Source organism: Paenibacillus lignilyticus, assembly GCF_017942085.1.
Lineage (GTDB): Bacteria > Bacillota > Bacilli > Paenibacillales > Paenibacillaceae > Paenibacillus_Z > Paenibacillus_Z lignilyticus.
Window position 1 is genome coordinate 259,632 of sequence record NZ_JAGKSP010000004.1, and the last position, 15,596, is coordinate 275,227.

The following is a 15,596-nucleotide window of genomic DNA, read 5'->3' on the forward strand; positions in this document are numbered from 1 at the left end:
AGGTTTATCATACGATGAAACAAATCAAACTACCCGGCGTTAAGCAGGGCATCTCTCAGCTTATCATGGGATCGGATTATTTTGCACCGGAAGTTTATGAATTGGTGTGTGCAAATTTAGACGCGTTTACGGCAATCGGAGGAAACACTATCGATTCGGCTTTCATATATGCCGGCGGTAAAAGCGAGCAAGCAATCGGCATGTGGATGGAGGAGCGCAAAAACCGCGAATCCATCAATGTATGGACGAAAGGCGGTCACCCGAATCACCTGGGTCCGCAAGTGAACAAACAATCCATTTACAACGAGTTGATGATCAGCCTGGAGCGTCTGCGCACGGACTACATCGACTTGTATGCTCTTCACCGCGATGATACGAATGTGCCTGTCGGCGAAATCGTTGAGATTCTCAATGAGCATATCGAAGCCGGCCGAATACGTACGTTTGGCGGTTCCAACTGGACGACGGCTCGTCTGCAAGAGGCGAATGAGTATGCAGCTGCTCATGGTCTGCGCGGCTTTGAATTCAGCAGCCCTAACTTGAGTCTGGCGAAAGCCCAAGAACCCTATTGGGCGGATTGCATTAGCGTCGATGAAGAGATTCTGGGCTGGCATGAGCGCACAGAGCTGCCGCTGTTGTCTTGGTCGGCGCAAGCACGAGGTTTCTTCACGGGCCGGTTTACGGCCGAAGATCGCACGGATGCTGATTTGGTGCGGGTGTTCTACAATGACGATAACTGGGAGCGTTATCGCCGTGCGGAGCAGCTGGGCAAAGAGAAAGGCTTCTCTACGATCCAGATCGCTCTTGCTTACGTGCTGAGCCAATCCTTCCAAACGGCTGCCATTATCGGACCACGGAATGAAGCGGAAATGAAATCTTGTTTGGAAGCGACAACGATTACACTGACGCCGGAGGAAGTTAAATGGCTGGATCTGCGGACACGCTAATTGAGCTATGGCCGGAAGGCGCACCGCTGGCGACAGGAACGACTGACGAGGACCGTCCTGCGCTGACGCCTTATTTGGCAGAAGGCAGCAAGAGTGTCGTGATCGTCTGTCCGGGCGGCGGGTACGGCATGCGTGCCGACCATGAAGGGGAGCCGATTGCGCTTTGGCTTAATGGGCTTGGCATTTCGGCCTTCGTGCTCCGTTACCGGGTAGCGCCTTATCAATACCCTAGTGCGTTGTACGATGTGCAGCGGGCCATTCGATATGTTCGGCTTCATGCGGAAGAGCTTGGCGCAGACGCCGGGAAGATCGGCATATTGGGTTTCTCGGCCGGCGGACATCTGGTCTCTACGGCCGGTACTCACTACGATGCCGGAAATCCGGAAGCGGATGATCCGATTGAACGGATGTCTTGCCGACCCGATCTTGCGATTCTATGCTACCCGGTGATTACGATGCAGTCTCCGTTTACACACGAGGGCTCCCGTATGAATCTGCTTGGCGCGAATCCGTCGGCCGAGCTGGTTGAGCTGCTGAGCAACGAACTGCAGGTCACGCCTGACACACCGCCAACATTCCTCTGGCACACGTCCGATGATGGTGCGGTTCCGGTCGAGAACAGCTTATTGTTTGCGATGGCGCTGCGCCGTGCGGGAGTCCCGTTTGACCTTCATGTGTATGAGCAGGGCGCGCACGGTATGGGACTTGCGGAAGCAGACCCTCACGTGGCCAACTGGACGACGGTTTGCGGACTTTGGCTGAAGCGAAACGGCTATTAGGATAGGGAATGGAACAAGGCCTCTCTTGTGAAAGCGAGCTGTCCACATGAATGTGGACGTTCCTTGCAAGGGAGGTTTTTTTGAAAAATACGGGTGATTATCCCCTATAGGCTATGTTAATCTAGTGAGGTAGTCTGAGCGATCCAAGAAGCTAAAGGAGAGTAGAAATGACGATGAGCGAGAATCGAGCTTTTGTAGGCACTTATCAGGGAGAAAAGGCTGTTTGGTTGAAATATGACCGCTACGAGGCGGCAATTCTGCCCGAGGTTGGAGGGAATCTGATCGCTTTCCGCGATGTGGAAAGCGGTACACCATATTTGCATGAGCCAACGCTTGACGAAATGGAATCATTCAAAGCGAGACCATTTATACATGGCATTCCGGTATTGTTTCCTCCGAATCGCTTCGAGGATGGCAAGTTTCCTTGGAACGGACGCACGTACCAATTCCCGGTTAATGAGCCTGCGACGGGCAACCATCTGCATGGCTTTGTACATAGCGAGACTTGGGCAGTTGAAGAGTTCGGCACGACAGCCGGCGAAAGCTACGTTGTTGTTTCGTTAGCTGTGGACGAGCAAAGCGCCGTGTACACGTACCTGCCTCACAAATTTACAATCAAGCTGCGTTATGCGATCAGCGTCGACGGTTTGCACCAGCATGTCATGGTCCGCAATGAAGGCGACGATGTAATGCCATGTCTGTTCGCGTTCCACACCTCGGTGAATGCGCCGTTCGTTCCGGGCGGTTCTGCGCAAGATTACCGCTTGAAGCTGACGATCGGCGAGCGCTGGGAAATGAGCGAGCGCATGCTTCCGACAGGCAAACATCAGCCGCTATCAACCAACGAAGAGCTGATGAAAGGCGACGGTGTGTATCCTTTCTTCGAATCGCTTGACAACCATTACACGGCAGTGGCACAGAATGGCCGCAACCGGATGGAACTGACCGATACGAAACATGGCATCACGCTCGTTTATGATGTCGGTACTTCATATAAGCAATGGATGATTTGGAACAACGGCGCTACAGAAGGTTTCTTCTGCCCAGAGCCGCAAATCAACCTCGTGAACGCGCCGCATGTGGACTTGCCTGCTGATGAAATCGGCTTGTACAGCCTCGCTCCGGGCGAGATCTGGGAAGAGACGGGACGCCTTTACGTGAAGAAAGCTTAACTGGCAGCCTCTTTAAAAGCATCCCCTCGGTTCGTCAGACCGAGGGGATGTTTTTTTCGGGGAACTAAGGGCTTCTGGGTTCGTACTGCAGTTATTCGTTGCCGATTCTAACGGACCGCGGGAAGTGGAAATGTTGCGAAATAAGCAACATTTCATTCATTGGCAGCTCACATACTCGACAATGCTGCTCGAAATGCAACAATTGGCGGGGAAAACGCTTCAAAGTGGCAGTCGTAGGGGGAAATATTGCATTCCATGCAACATTTCCCCTCAAGAGGACCGGAAGGTTCAAAAATGCTGCATAATGGGCAATATTTGACTAGAAGAGTGCGCAGACTGCAGATGCGGACTTTTTTACTTGGAAGAATAACGAAGAATACTGTAGACATGCGTGTCATAAGACTTACCGTCTTGCACGATGTAATCGCGCAGTATTCCTTCCTGCTGAAAGCCGAGCTTCGTTAATACGGTTTGAGAAGCCTGATTTTCCCGAAAAACAACTGCACCGATTCTTGCCAGCTCAAGCTGATCAAAGCCGTAGGCAACGATCCTTGAAACAGCCTCCGTCGCATAGCCTCTGTGCCAATGATCCGGATGGAGCTCGTAGCCGATCTCGGCTCTCCGATGCTTGGGCATCCACGCATTAAATCCGATCGTGCCCATAATCCGGTTATCCGGGCTGTCTTTAAGCTGGATTCCCCACCGAATGCCGCGTTTCTCCTCATAATTCCGTGCGAAGAGTTCTACAAAAGCAGCTGCTTGCTCCAGCCGTTCAAGCGTTTCTTGCCCGTAATAACGCGTGACGTCCGCGTTTGAGAAACAAGCAAATATGTCGGCCGCATCCTCTTCAGTTAACTCTCGTAATATCAGTCTTTCGGTTTCTAATGTCGGAAACAGATAAGTCCCTCCTAATCATAGCTGCGACAGATGCCCCTTGCGAATCGCTGACGGCGTCAAATTGCGGACCTTTTTAAACACTCTGCCAAAATAAGTCATGTTGGAGAAGCCCGCACGCTCGGCAATTTCCGCGACAGGATAATCGGTATCGAGCAGCATCCGCTCGGCTTCCTGCACGCGCAGCATATGGATGTATTCTATTAACGTCTTCCCGGTCACCTGCTTGAAGATTTTGCAGAAATGCGTCGGACTCAGATTCACCATACGTGCAGCATCGTTTACGCTGATCGATTCCCGGTAACGCTCGCGCAGCGTCTGGAGCAGATGGGAGAAATCATAGGACTTCTGTGCGCGCGGCAGCGATAAGTCGGTGTGCTGCTGGGCATAGCGAAAATAAAGCCCGAAGATTCGCAGCAGCTCCGCCTTCACGAGCAGCTCGTACCCCGGCTGCTTCCCTTGGAATTCCTCTACCAGTCTCGCGAAGGAACGATTCATCTCATCGATGCAGGGGGCTGTCGCCTGCATCAAGCTTGGCCACTTCACCTGCTGCTGCAAATAGGGCACAAAATAATGATGTTCCGTAATATCAAGCCCGCTTCCCCGCACCAATGCCTCGTTAAACACGATGCAAATAAGCTCTGTATCCGGCTCGAGGGTCACCACGCCATGAAGCTGCTTCGTATTAATAAAAGCTAATTCGCCCTTATGCAGCGGCATAAACGAAGCATCGACTTGCACACGGGCGCGTCCTTCTTTGACATACACCCACTCCATATGATCATGCCAATGCAAATGCACGTCCTTCACAATGAACACATTGATGGGAAACGTACGGTCGGGAATCCAGGTATTCTCTTTAAACGGACTTACGGTCATAGGGACAGCCTCCTGTCTATACGTACGATTTTACGTCATAAGCAGGTTAAATCTCAATTGGAATCGCTTTAATTGTCTAAATGATCGTAAGATTGTATGAATAATTCGCAATTTTGTTTCTAGTTTCAACCTCCTACTTTCGGTACGATAGGAGCAGATACAGCATCTGGAATCGATCGGAAAGGTGATGAAACAAATCGTGAACAATATTCGAATTGGAACACTTGTTAACGGCAGCACTGCAGCATCGGTCATCCCGCAAATTATTCCTCATGGTTTCGAATCATTTGGCTTAACGTTCTGGCAAACCACGCAAGGCACAGATTTAAAGGAGCTTGCTCTTCGAGTAAGAGAGCAGCTGGCAGAGCGCGATATTGTGATCTCGACTTTAGGCGTATTCGGCAATCCTCTCACCGGCGCAGGCGACAACTATGATACATTAGCCAGCTGGGAGCGGTTAATAGATGCTGCAGATGCTTTTGGCACGGACCTTGTCACCGGATTTACGGGAAGAATGCCCGGCAGCATCGACGAGTCCTTGACGAGATTTGGTGAAGTCTTCGGTGAGTTGAGCAAACGGGCAGAGTCGCGCGGCGTTCGGATTGCGTTCGAGAATTGCGATATGGGCGGCACATGGGGGCGCGGCGAATGGAATATAGCGCATAACCCGACGGCATGGGAAATGATGTTCAATACGGTGAAAGCAGACAACATCGGCCTGCAATGGGAGCCTTGCCATCAGATGGTGAGCCTGATCGATCCGATTCCGCAGCTTCGCAAATGGACATCCAAGATATTCAACGTTCATGGCAAAGATGCTACAATCGCATGGGATGTCGTGAAGGAATATGGCATTCACGGTCCGCGCGAATTTGTCTGGCACCGGACGCCGGGGTTTGGCGATTCCAACTGGACCGATATAATCTCCATTCTGCGTCAAGCCGGCTACAAAGGCAGCATCGATATCGAGGGCTGGCATGATCCGGTCTACAGGGATGAGCTCGAGATGACAGGTCAAGTGCACGGTCTCAACTATTTGAAACGCTGCCGCGGCGGCGACTTTGTTCCTAATCCGGTATAGAAGGAGTTCGATAAACGATGAAGCATCGCATTGTGGTAGCAGGTTGCGGCGGCATGTCCAATACATGGATCGATTACGCGATGGAACGGGAAAATGCTGAGATTGTCGGGTTAGTCGACATCTATGAAGAGAGTGCCAAAGCGCAGGCAGCGAAACGAGGCTTGCAAGTACCGACCTTTACAGATCTTGCATCAGCGCTGGCTGAGACGGATGCGAATCTGGTATTTGACGTGACCATTCCGGCCAGCCATAAGCAGATCGTGACAACCGCAATGCGCGCAGGTTGTAACGTATTAGGCGAGAAGCCGATGGCAGAGTCGTACGCAGACGCGGAAGAGATCGTTGCCGTGAGCGTGGAAACAGGCAAAAGCTATGCCGTTATGCAAAATCGCCGCTATAACAAACAAATTCGATCTTTCCTGGATGTCATCAAGTCGGGTGCGATTGGAACGGTTGGCTCGATTCATGCGGATTTCTTCCTCGGGCCGCATTTCGGCGGCTTCCGCGATTTGATGGATAACCCGCTGATCGTGGATATGGCCATTCACACCTTTGACCAAGCCCGCTTCCTAAGCGGTGCTGATCCGGTATCGGTCTATTGCCATGAATATAACCCTCCGGGCTCCTGGTACAAAGGAAATGCATCTGCGGTTTGTATATTTGAAATGAGCGATGGTTCCGTGTTTACGTATAACGGTTCCTGGTGCGCAGATGGTCTGAACACTTCCTGGGAAGCAAACTGGCGGGTTACCGGCAGCGAGGGTGGCGCACGCTGGGACGGAGCAACGATGCCGTACGGCGAAAGCGTAGACCGTTCGAAAGCGGAGGGCTTTATCCGTGAAATGAAGCGGGTGGAAGGCAGTCAAGAATGGAACGGGCGTGAAGGTCACTTCGGCTGTATGGATGAAATGTTCGCAGCGCTGGAGGAGAATCGTCCGGCCGAAACGAACTGTCATGATAATATTAAGAGCGTTGCGATGGTGTTTGGCGCCGTAGAAAGCGCGCGTTTGGGACAGAAGATTAAACTATAAGCTGTAGTGGATTGGAAGCTGTAAGGAAGAGAGGGTCGGCCAAAGTGGCGGCTCTCTTTTTGTTATGCGGTTAGAGAGTTTCCATTCGATACATAATAACGGAAATCCCATCCAGCGGAGGCATGTGTATGACTTCATCACAAGAGCATAATCTACCTACGCTTGCACATACCCTTCATGAGTTTCAGGACTGTAGTGATCTCATTCACCGATCGATTCCTAGTTTAGGTGTCGATATACTCTTTATAGGCAACCTGATTTCAGGGGACAAACTTTACAGAGATTTGCTGAACCTGATCGAGAATACGGATCCAGAGCAGCTGCTGCAGCTCGTAACGCAGTCGCAGTTTGTTCCTGTGACGGATAGCAAGAAGCTCGTTATCAATATATTGTCCGGACATGCAGCCTTTTTTTATGAAAATATGGCATATGCAGTTGATGTTTCCGGCAACGAGGGACGCTCCGTTTCGCAGTCGGAACAGGAAACAACCATTACCGGCCCCCATGATGCGTTCACAGAGGATGCCGGTGTCGGTCTCGGCTTGCTGAGAAAGCGAATTAAGAGCTCCCACCTTAAAGTAATCCGACTCTCTGTAGGGGAAGTTACGAAGTCGGATGTCTATGTACTCTACATCAAAGACATTGCCAATATGGAGTATGTGAACGAACTGAAGAAACGAATACAGGACATTGAAATAGATGCGGTGCTCGATTCGAACATGCTGATTCAGCTTATCGATGACAGTCCTTATGCGCTTTTTCCGCAAATATTGACCTCGGAGCGGCCTGATGCCATCGCTTCTAAGCTTGTAGCCGGAAGAGTGGTCGGCTTCATGGACGGGAGTCCGACTGCGTTTAGCATCCCGGCTTCATTCGCGGAATTCTTCTCCTCTTCCGACGATTATTACATGCGCTGGATGCTCGGCTCGGCGACGCGAATTTTAAGGTTTATTGCCCTCTTCATCACGATGATCTTCACAGCGCTCTATGTGTCGGTCACAACCTATCATTACGAAATGATACCGCAAAACCTCATTTTGACTCTGGCGGAATCCCGCAGCAGGGTGCCTTTCCCTCCCGTGTACGAGGCGTTGCTGATGGAGCTTACAATCGAGCTGCTCCGAGAAGCCGGCGCCAGATTGCCGACAAAAATCGGGCAAACCATCGGTATCGTCGGCGGTATCGTTATCGGTCAAGCCGGTGTGCAAGCAGGTTTAACCAGTAATATTCTCATTATTGCAGTTGCTTCCTCGACCATTGCTTCATTCGTTATCCCGAACTATACCATGAGCGCTTCGATACGTCTCATCCGATTCGGTCTGATCTTGTTGGCCGGATTCTGGGGGAATCTCGGACTGGCATTGGGCCTGGCTGCTGTCATGATTCACCTGAGCGGTATGACCAGCTTCGGTTCTTCTTACTTGACTCCGATCGCACCTTCTCAGCCCAGCGAGTGGCGTGATGTGCTCTTCCGGGCTCCATTCAACAAACTGTACTACCGTCCTTCTCAGACGCGCACGAAGAATAAGATCAGAAACAAGATGAAGAGGTGAGCTGCCTATGAATGGGTCAGAGAAGCTGTCTGCATTTCATATGACCATACTTGTCTACATGATGCAGTTTGGAGTCGTTATCTTCATGCTTCCGCAGATGCTGAGCAAAACCTTCGGTACGAATGGGTGGATTGTACTGCCCGGCTATGGGCTGATTGTCATCATCAATTTGCTGCTGATCGGGGCTGTTTATAAGCTCGGCAAGGGTAAATCGATCTTCGATATTTTGGAACATGTGATTCCCAGAATGCTGTTGATGCCGCTTTATTTGTTTCTTGTCGGCGTGTGGGCTATGCTGGGTTGTTTGGTTGGCAAGGAATACGTGCTTATTTTTCAAATGCTGGCCTTTCCTACGACTAATCCGATGTTGTTCAAGCTTGTCATGGATGTGCTGATATTCTGGTTAATGATCAAGGGGCTGTACAATATTTCAAAAGCCGCCACGATGTTCTTCTGGTTCTCAGTGTGGATGCTGCTGCTGGTGTTTTTCTTCTATGGCGAATTCAGCTTTGCGAGGTTAACGCCGTTCTTTCTTAAAGGTGGAACAGGCTCTTTGGCGGACTTTGTCGGCATATATTCGGCTTATCTCGGCTATGAGCTAGTGATGCTTACCTTTCCTTCGACCGATGCCAAGACTAAATTTCTCCGCTCAAGCATCCTCGGCAGTCTGCTGACAACGATAATCTATACCTATATTTGCTTTGTCGCATTCGGCTTCTTAAGCCCGAAACAATTGAACCGAATGCTGTATCCACTGCTGGACCTCATGGCGTATATAAAATTCCCATTCGTCGAGCGGCTGGAGAGTTTATTCTGCGGGTTCTTCCTATTCACAACTGTGTTTACAGTCGTCATGTATTTATGGTCGGCAAAGGAGACGGGCCGCAGAATATTTCCGAAAATGAAAGAAAATGTGCTTGCCGGCATCATTGTGCTGCTGTGCTATATTGTCGCCTATGTCCCTGACACGATAAGCGATGTGCAGACATGGTTCAAGGTGTTCAGTGCCGTGGAGTGCATCATTGCGTTTACCTTGCCGCTGCTGCTCATTATAGTGTTGGCACTCACGCGGGAGAAAGTGGCGTCCGCATGAAGCTGAACATGAGAAAAATAATGCTGCTGCTGGTTACACTGACTGTTGCAATGACCTTAACGGGCTGCGGCGATCAGCGGATTCTCGAGAAGCTCGGTTTCTCCCAAACGAGCAGCTATGATTTGGTGGATGACAATAGGCTTGAGATTGCCGTTTCCATGCCGAAGGCGGATCCGCAAGCACGCACGCAGCGCGAGGTGCTGAGCGCGGTCGCAGCGAGTGGGAAAGAGGCCAGAACCAAGCTCGCGAAACAGACCAATCTGCTGCTGGTCAGTGGTCAACTCCGCAATGCGTTATTCAGCATGTCAATTGCGAGAAGCGGAATGATCAAGCATTTGGACACCTTACTGCGTGATCCTTCTATTTCTCCGCGGCTCAAACTATCCGTCGTGAACGGGAATGCCAAACAAATGCTGCAGAAGGACTACAAGCAGCATCCCATTACCGGTAAATACATCGATGGGATTCTGGATAAGGAAGCAATGGGCAGGACGATCCCCTTAACGTCGCTCTACTCGTTCACACGAGATCTGTATGATGATGGAATTGATCCTGTTATGCCTGTTCTCAGAGATTCCGGTGAGCATATTAATATCGATGGTGTGGGCTTGTTTCGGGATGACCGCTACATCACGATGATTCCTGCCAAAGAAGGGATCATTTTTGCTTTTCTTAGAGGTTCCTTCAAGCAGGGCGAGGTCGCAGTCCAATTGAATGGCCATCAGAGTATGGGAGATATTATCTTGTTCAGCTCTCTCATAAGCCGCTGGCGGGTGAAGGTCGGCCGCGATTCATCCGGAGTGCCTTCGGTTCACATTCACATCAAGATCAAGGGATCGGTTCTTGAATACACCGGCAAGCTCTCCCTCACTGAGCCCGGGGACCAGAAACGAATCGAGCAGCAGGTTGCGAAGAAACTGACTGAGCGGGGCCAGAAGCTGATTGCCTTTATGCAGAAAAACCGTGTCGACAGCATTGGAATGGGCATTCCGGTTCGTAATCATATGAGCTATGCCGCTTGGGAGAAATTGAACTGGCCTGAGGTTTATCCCTCAATAAAGGCAACATGCAGCTTCACGGTGGTGATTAATAATACCGGGAAGTCGGCGTAAGGAGAAGAAACAGAATCAAGCAAACAAATAGAAAAATGCAGCAATGTTCCGGCGGCCGACGATTTTCTATACTGAGAATAGGAGGGGAGTGCCTGCTATGGAGATAAGAAAGCAGGCTGGTCGGCATGCAGGAAAGGAGGGAAGCGGCGACCGCAAGTGAGCGGCTGGAAACCGAAGCATTACCATATGATCCGAGAGGAAGTGTATGATATGTTAACCGGTTTGCGCGTAGGTTTGAGAAAGCGGCGGTTCAGCTCGTTACTGCTGGCCTTTGCCATCATGATGGGGGCACTTGTCATTCCGCAGCAAGCATCCGCAGCAGATTACACCGTGCAGAAATGGCAGACTGTCGAGATTTCATTAACCAGCTCCAAGACGTACACAAACCCGTTTCAAGATGTGGATGTGACCGCGACTTTCAGCGGGCCAGGCGGAGTTACGATTACCCGTCCGGCTTTCTGGAACGGCGGAGCCGTTTGGAAGGTTCGATTTGCCCCGACGGTGACCGGTGCTTGGACGATGACGACAGCCGCAAACGATACGACGGATACCGGATTGCACAATGTCACGAAAACGATTCAAGCCGATGCCTATACCGGAAGCCAGGCGATCTATCAGAAGGGTTTCCTGAAGGTAAGCAGCAATGGCCGTTATCTCACGTACAATGACGGCACACCGTTCTTTTACTTAGGCGATACGCATTGGATTTTGCCGCATGAACGGTTCTCGACCTCGAATAAGGCAGGAGTGGCCTCACAATTCAAATATGTGGTGGATAAACGCGTAGGCCAAGGCTTCACGGTCTATCAATCCGAGCCGATCTGGCAGCCGCATGGCGGGGGCACGCATACCGGAGCGGATGAAGAAGCGGTAGCGAACCTTAGTGACGGCTTCTCGAGCACTGACTTGCCCGGCTTTGATAACTTGGATCGGAAATTCAAGTATATTGCCGATCAAGGGCTTGTCCATGCCAATGCGCAAGTAACTTGGGCACTTGATCCGGCTAGTTATAGCGGCGTGTATACGGATGCCTATATGGCGCGAGTTGCGAAATATTGGGTTGCTAGATACGGCTCCTATCCGGTGATCTGGACGATCGCGCAGGAGATCGACCGCAACATGTACAACAACTACAACACCACGACGATGAGCAAATGGTATGCCGTCGGTCAGAGCATTTCCGACAATGATGCGTATAACCAGCCGCTCATGCCGCATATGGAGAATACCGGCACATCGGTCGCATCGAATTCCACTTGGGCGAGCAAGGCTTATCATGATGGCTGGGCGGTTCAGTGGCAAGGGGATATGACCGGCATGAGTACGGCGAAGGACTTCTGGAACTTTGCGACGGCCAAACCTTCGGTCATGTATGAAAGCGCATACGATGGCTTCTGGACGGATTCTCGCGGTGCTTTGGGTGCCGCGTATAAGTCATTCCAGTACGGGATATACGGGTACGGGTATGGAGCTTCGGGCACGTGGAACGATGTGTATTCCGTGTCGGGCGCAGCAGAAGATTTCGGCACCGGCTACGAGCTTCCGGCGCGATATACCTGGTGGTATGATGGGGCGAACTATGTCACGGGCGACCAATTGACTTATTTCAAAAACTACTATACGTCGCTGGAGTGGTGGAAGCTCGTTCCTCGATTCGATGATGCGAGCTGGGGCGCATTCAGCGATACTTCGAGGTCGCTGCTTTCCTCCGACGGAAATTCGGTGTATTCGGTATTCTTCTTTAACGGTACAACCAGCACCGGTACATTAAAGCAGATGGATAATGCGTTCTTGTACAATGCCCGTTGGTTCAATCCGAGAACCGGCGGCTACACCGCGATTAGCAGCAGTGCGCAAGCTTCATCCGGACAGTGGAACATACCGGCCAAGCCGGATTCGAACGACTGGGTGCTGCTTGTTCAGAAGACTTCGACGCCAGCGCCTAACTTAACGAATATGGCCCTCGGCAAAACTTACTCCAGCTCCTCCTCGTGGGATGCGAATCAGCAAGCGCCTAAAGCATTCGATGGCACAACGGCGACGAACTGGCAGGCCTGCAATACCTGCTGGAACGGTCAGTGGCTGGAAGTGAATTTCGGTGCCAACACCACATTCAACAAAGTGGTGCTCACCGAGTATGACAGCCGGACAACCGGGTACCGGATCGAATATTGGAACGGCTCCGCGTGGCAGACGGCCTATACCGGTACGAGTATCGGCGCAAGCTTCGTGCCGAAGACGATTACGTTTAGTGCAGTAACCGGCAGCAAAGCGAGAATTTATTTCACTTCAGGTACGGCGAATGCTCCGATTATTTATGAATTTGAAATTTATTACGATGTCCCGAACCTGGCACTTGGCAAGACATATTCCAGCTCCTCCTCTTGGGATGCCAACCAACAGGCGCCTAAAGCCTTCGACGGCACGACCGCGACCAACTGGCAAGCATGCAGCGGCTGCTGGAGCGGTCAGTGGCTGGAGGTCAACTTCGGCGCGAACACCACCTTCAACAAGGTAGTGCTCACCGAGTATGACAGCCGAACGACGGGATACCGCATCGAGTATTGGAACGGCTCCTCGTGGGTGACGGCTTACACGGGAACATCCATCGGAGCAAGCGGTGTGCCGAAGGTCATTACGTTCAGTGCGGTAACGGGCAGTAAAGCCCGCATCTATTACACGTCGGGAACCAGCTATGCGCCTATTATTTATGAGTTTGAGGTTTATAATCAGTAAAAGAAAGCAGGAAAGGCCGGGCACATCGCTAGCAGCGAGGTGTCCGGCCTTTCTATTGTTGGATTAAAGGATGTTAGGTGCATCCACGTTCGGATCGGTATCTGCTTCATAATCGACGCCTTCGGTTTCGAAACCGAAGAGCTGGAAGAACTCTTTGCGGTAGCCTTCGAGATCCGAAAGCTGCTCAATGTTTTCCGTCGTAATGGCATCCCAGATCTTCGCCACTTCTTCTTGAACATCTTCGCGAAGCTCCCAATCGTCAATGCGAATGCGTCCTTCCGCGTCTACCGGAACCTCGCCGCCCGCATATAGGCGTTCGGTGAACAAACGGTAGGTTTGCTCGATGCAGCCTTCGTGCAGCCCTTTCTCCTTCATCACTTTATAGAGGGCGGAGATGTAGAGCGGTACAACAGGGATCGCGGAGCTGGACTGCGTTACAAGCGCTTTGCTGACGGTAACGAAGGCACGTCCGCCGATTGTGCTTAGCTGCTCACTGAGCTTCTTCGCGGTAGCTTCCAAATGATCTTTGGCTTGGCCGATGCTGCCCTCACGGTAGATCGCTTGCGTAATCTGCGATCCGATATAGGAGTAGGAGATGGTAGTAGCTCCTTCGGCAAGTACGCCGCCTTGCTGCAAGGCGTCCACCCACATTTGCCAGTCGTCGCCGCCCATCACCGTTACCGTATCTTGAATTTCCTGCTCCGTCGCAGGCTCGATCGAAATCGACGTCACTTCGCCGCTGTGGAAGTTGACGGTTTTGTTCGTGTAAGTGGTGCCGATTGGCTTCAACACGGAGTTTGCCGTTTCGCCTGTCTTCGGATCCGTTCTGCGCGCGGAAGCGACGCTGTATACGACCAGATCGACTTGACCCAGTTCCTGCTTGATCAGGTCAACCGCTTTCTGCTTGGTCTCATCCGTGAAAGCATCGCCTGTCACGCTGAACGACTTCAGGCCTGCCTGCTGCGCAGCCTGTTCGAATGCAGCGGAATTGTACCAGCCTGCCGATGCCGTGCGGTTTGCTTTGCTTTCGCTTTGGCGGTAGACGCCGACGGTATTGGCGCCGGCACCGAATGCCGCTACGATACGAGCTGCGAGGCCATAACCCGCGGACGCTCCGATGACGAGTACATTGCGAGGCCCATTGATGGCCGCGCGTTCTTTGACATAATCAATCTGTTCCTGCACTTGAAGGGCACAGCCCGTTGGGTGAGCGGTCGTGCAGATAAACCCGCGTGTTCTTGGTTTGATAATCATGTGTGTCTGTTCAATTCCTCTCATACGTTGTCTCGCATAATGAATAGGGGCAAGGCAATACTCAATGTTCTGATAGTACCTTTATTGAAGCAAATCCGCAACATTTGAAGCGATTTCCGCCGATTTCATGTAGAGTGGAAACATTTTCCTTTGCTATAATAGAACTAACGTTAAGTTGCCGGAGCAAGACGCGGAACAGGCTGGGACGAAGAGCGTAACCTAACGAACGTATGTGGGGGAGTGGATTCAGACGGTTAACGTTATCAGCCCGATTCAACAAGTTGTGGGAAGCGTGTTTGTCCATGTCTCGGACCTCCGCCGATCCGCAGCGTGGTACAGCATGGTGATGGGGCTTCCCGTATTGCAGGAGCGTCTAAACGGAGGCAATGTTTATTGGTTGGCCTTACGAGGAGGGACAGGCCTCATACTGGATGATAACAAGAGCAACACGCCGACTGACATGCCGCATGTCAAATTCATGTATAAAACCGAAGATATAGAAGCGGCTCGCCGATTCCTGGAGGAGAGAGGAATAAGCAGCATCAGCGAAATTGATCGGCCGCATCCGGGACTCTCGTTCTTCCGCTTTGAGGATCCGGATCGCAATTCGGTTATGGTTACGCAATCGGATTATGAGTCGGAGGTCGTGGAACGCGAAGCAGGCACGGAGAGTCCGATCATGAATCAGATCGGCAGTGTTTTTCTGAATGTTACGGATATGAAGCGGGCTGTGAGGTTTCATAGCGAGGCGCTGGGTCTGGCATACAGCCTAGAAGAGATTGGGCCGGAAGACTCCATCTATAGCCTGCGGATGAGGAGCGGCAGCGATATTCTACTTGATAACAACCGTTATCGGCATGGCGATACCTATGAGACGTTGTTTATGTTGGTAACGAATGATATTGAGGGGGCACGCGCTTATTTGGCCTCACAAGGTGTGCCTGTGTTTACCGATATTGAACGGCATGGCGATCGTCTGGCTTTCTTCACGGTGAAGGATCCGGATGATAACGTCATTATGGTCTGTTCGGAATAGAAAGAACGGCTTCTCTTCACATGAACTGC

Annotated in this window: 13 protein-coding genes; 10 read left to right on the forward strand and 3 right to left on the reverse strand. The window is 51.4% G+C overall.

Going from position 1 to position 15,596, the window contains the following annotated elements; genetic code table 11:
- Nucleotides 1–14: 14 nt before the first annotated feature.
- The 3 genes from I8J30_RS13190 (at nucleotide 15) to I8J30_RS13200 (ending at nucleotide 2,898) form a co-directional block, all read left to right on the forward strand.
- On the forward strand, nucleotides 15–947 hold the full coding sequence (locus tag I8J30_RS13190) for an aldo/keto reductase (RefSeq protein WP_210655242.1): 933 nt from the start codon (nucleotides 15–17) through the stop codon (nucleotides 945–947).
- Nucleotides 923–1,726 (forward strand): alpha/beta hydrolase, encoded by an 804-nt coding sequence (locus tag I8J30_RS13195; RefSeq protein WP_210655240.1) that lies wholly within the window; start codon nucleotides 923–925, stop codon nucleotides 1,724–1,726. Before I8J30_RS13190 ends, I8J30_RS13195 begins: the two co-directional genes overlap by 25 nt.
- Nucleotides 1,727–1,899: 173 nt before the next feature.
- A complete protein-coding gene (locus I8J30_RS13200) occupies nucleotides 1,900–2,898 on the forward strand; it encodes an aldose 1-epimerase (protein WP_210655238.1) in 999 nt (332 codons plus the stop codon).
- A 354-nt stretch (nucleotides 2,899–3,252) separates the two neighbouring features.
- Here I8J30_RS13200 and I8J30_RS13205 read toward each other — a convergent pair whose 3' ends face one another.
- Together I8J30_RS13205 and I8J30_RS13210 are read right to left on the reverse strand one after the other, a co-directional pair.
- Complete coding sequence (locus tag I8J30_RS13205; RefSeq protein ID WP_210656052.1) at nucleotides 3,253–3,795, reverse strand: GNAT family N-acetyltransferase; 543 nt, start codon at nucleotides 3,793–3,795, stop codon at nucleotides 3,253–3,255.
- 15 nt (nucleotides 3,796–3,810) lie between these two features.
- Complete coding sequence (locus I8J30_RS13210; RefSeq protein WP_210655236.1) at nucleotides 3,811–4,671, reverse strand: AraC family transcriptional regulator; 861 nt, start codon at nucleotides 4,669–4,671, stop codon at nucleotides 3,811–3,813.
- 187 nt (nucleotides 4,672–4,858) lie between these two features.
- Here I8J30_RS13210 and I8J30_RS13215 point away from each other — a divergent pair, with 187 nt between their 5' ends.
- From I8J30_RS13215 to I8J30_RS13240, 6 genes are all read left to right on the forward strand, one after another.
- Nucleotides 4,859–5,752: a sugar phosphate isomerase/epimerase family protein gene (locus I8J30_RS13215; protein ID WP_210656051.1), complete on the forward strand. Its 894-nt coding sequence runs from the start codon at nucleotides 4,859–4,861 to the stop codon at nucleotides 5,750–5,752.
- A gap of 17 nt (nucleotides 5,753–5,769) precedes the next feature.
- Entirely contained in the window at nucleotides 5,770–6,783 is a 1,014-nt protein-coding gene (locus I8J30_RS13220) for a Gfo/Idh/MocA family protein (RefSeq protein ID WP_210655235.1), read from the forward strand.
- Nucleotides 6,784–6,911: 128 nt separating this feature from the next.
- Entirely contained in the window at nucleotides 6,912–8,336 is a 1,425-nt protein-coding gene (locus I8J30_RS13225) for a spore germination protein (protein ID WP_240547750.1), read from the forward strand.
- Between the two features lie 7 nt (nucleotides 8,337–8,343).
- Nucleotides 8,344–9,429 carry a GerAB/ArcD/ProY family transporter gene (locus I8J30_RS13230; RefSeq protein ID WP_210655233.1) on the forward strand — a complete coding sequence of 362 codons (1,086 nt, stop codon included), beginning with the start codon at nucleotides 8,344–8,346 and terminating at the stop codon, nucleotides 9,427–9,429.
- Nucleotides 9,426–10,541 carry a Ger(x)C family spore germination protein gene (locus I8J30_RS13235; protein WP_210655232.1) on the forward strand — a complete coding sequence of 372 codons (1,116 nt, stop codon included), beginning with the start codon at nucleotides 9,426–9,428 and terminating at the stop codon, nucleotides 10,539–10,541. The genes I8J30_RS13230 and I8J30_RS13235 overlap by 4 nt, the downstream gene beginning before the upstream one ends.
- A 156-nt stretch (nucleotides 10,542–10,697) precedes the next feature.
- Entirely contained in the window at nucleotides 10,698–13,277 is a 2,580-nt protein-coding gene (locus I8J30_RS13240; protein ID WP_210655231.1) for a discoidin domain-containing protein, read from the forward strand.
- Nucleotides 13,278–13,340: 63 nt separating this feature from the next.
- Here I8J30_RS13240 and fabV read toward each other — a convergent pair whose 3' ends face one another.
- Nucleotides 13,341–14,531: an enoyl-ACP reductase FabV gene (gene fabV / locus I8J30_RS13245; RefSeq protein ID WP_210655230.1), complete on the reverse strand. Its 1,191-nt coding sequence runs from the start codon at nucleotides 14,529–14,531 to the stop codon at nucleotides 13,341–13,343.
- 232 nt (nucleotides 14,532–14,763) lie between these two features.
- On the opposite strand from fabV, the gene I8J30_RS33985 reads away from it, so the two are divergent.
- Nucleotides 14,764–15,567 carry a VOC family protein gene (locus I8J30_RS33985; protein WP_210655229.1) on the forward strand — a complete coding sequence of 268 codons (804 nt, stop codon included), beginning with the start codon at nucleotides 14,764–14,766 and terminating at the stop codon, nucleotides 15,565–15,567.
- The last annotated feature ends 29 nt before the right edge of the window (nucleotides 15,568–15,596 follow it).

Bases quoted from the DNA above. Each gene is read 5' to 3' on its own strand.
- I8J30_RS13190 (WP_210655242.1), top strand. From the start codon at position 15: ATGAAACAAATCAAACTACCCGGCGTTAAGCAGGGCATCTCTCAGCTT.
- I8J30_RS13220 (WP_210655235.1), top strand. From the start codon at position 5,770: ATGAAGCATCGCATTGTGGTAGCAGGTTGCGGCGGCATGTCCAATACA.
- fabV (WP_210655230.1), bottom strand. From the start codon at position 14,531: ATGATTATCAAACCAAGAACACGCGGGTTTATCTGCACGACCGCTCAC.
- I8J30_RS13215 (WP_210656051.1), top strand. From the start codon at position 4,859: ATGAAACAAATCGTGAACAATATTCGAATTGGAACACTTGTTAACGGC.
- I8J30_RS13225 (WP_240547750.1), top strand. From the start codon at position 6,912: ATGACTTCATCACAAGAGCATAATCTACCTACGCTTGCACATACCCTT.
- I8J30_RS13200 (WP_210655238.1), top strand. From the start codon at position 1,900: ATGAGCGAGAATCGAGCTTTTGTAGGCACTTATCAGGGAGAAAAGGCT.
- I8J30_RS13195 (WP_210655240.1), top strand. From the start codon at position 923: ATGGCTGGATCTGCGGACACGCTAATTGAGCTATGGCCGGAAGGCGCA.
- I8J30_RS13230 (WP_210655233.1), top strand. From the start codon at position 8,344: ATGAATGGGTCAGAGAAGCTGTCTGCATTTCATATGACCATACTTGTC.
- I8J30_RS13235 (WP_210655232.1), top strand. From the start codon at position 9,426: ATGAAGCTGAACATGAGAAAAATAATGCTGCTGCTGGTTACACTGACT.
- I8J30_RS13210 (WP_210655236.1), bottom strand. From the start codon at position 4,671: ATGACCGTAAGTCCGTTTAAAGAGAATACCTGGATTCCCGACCGTACG.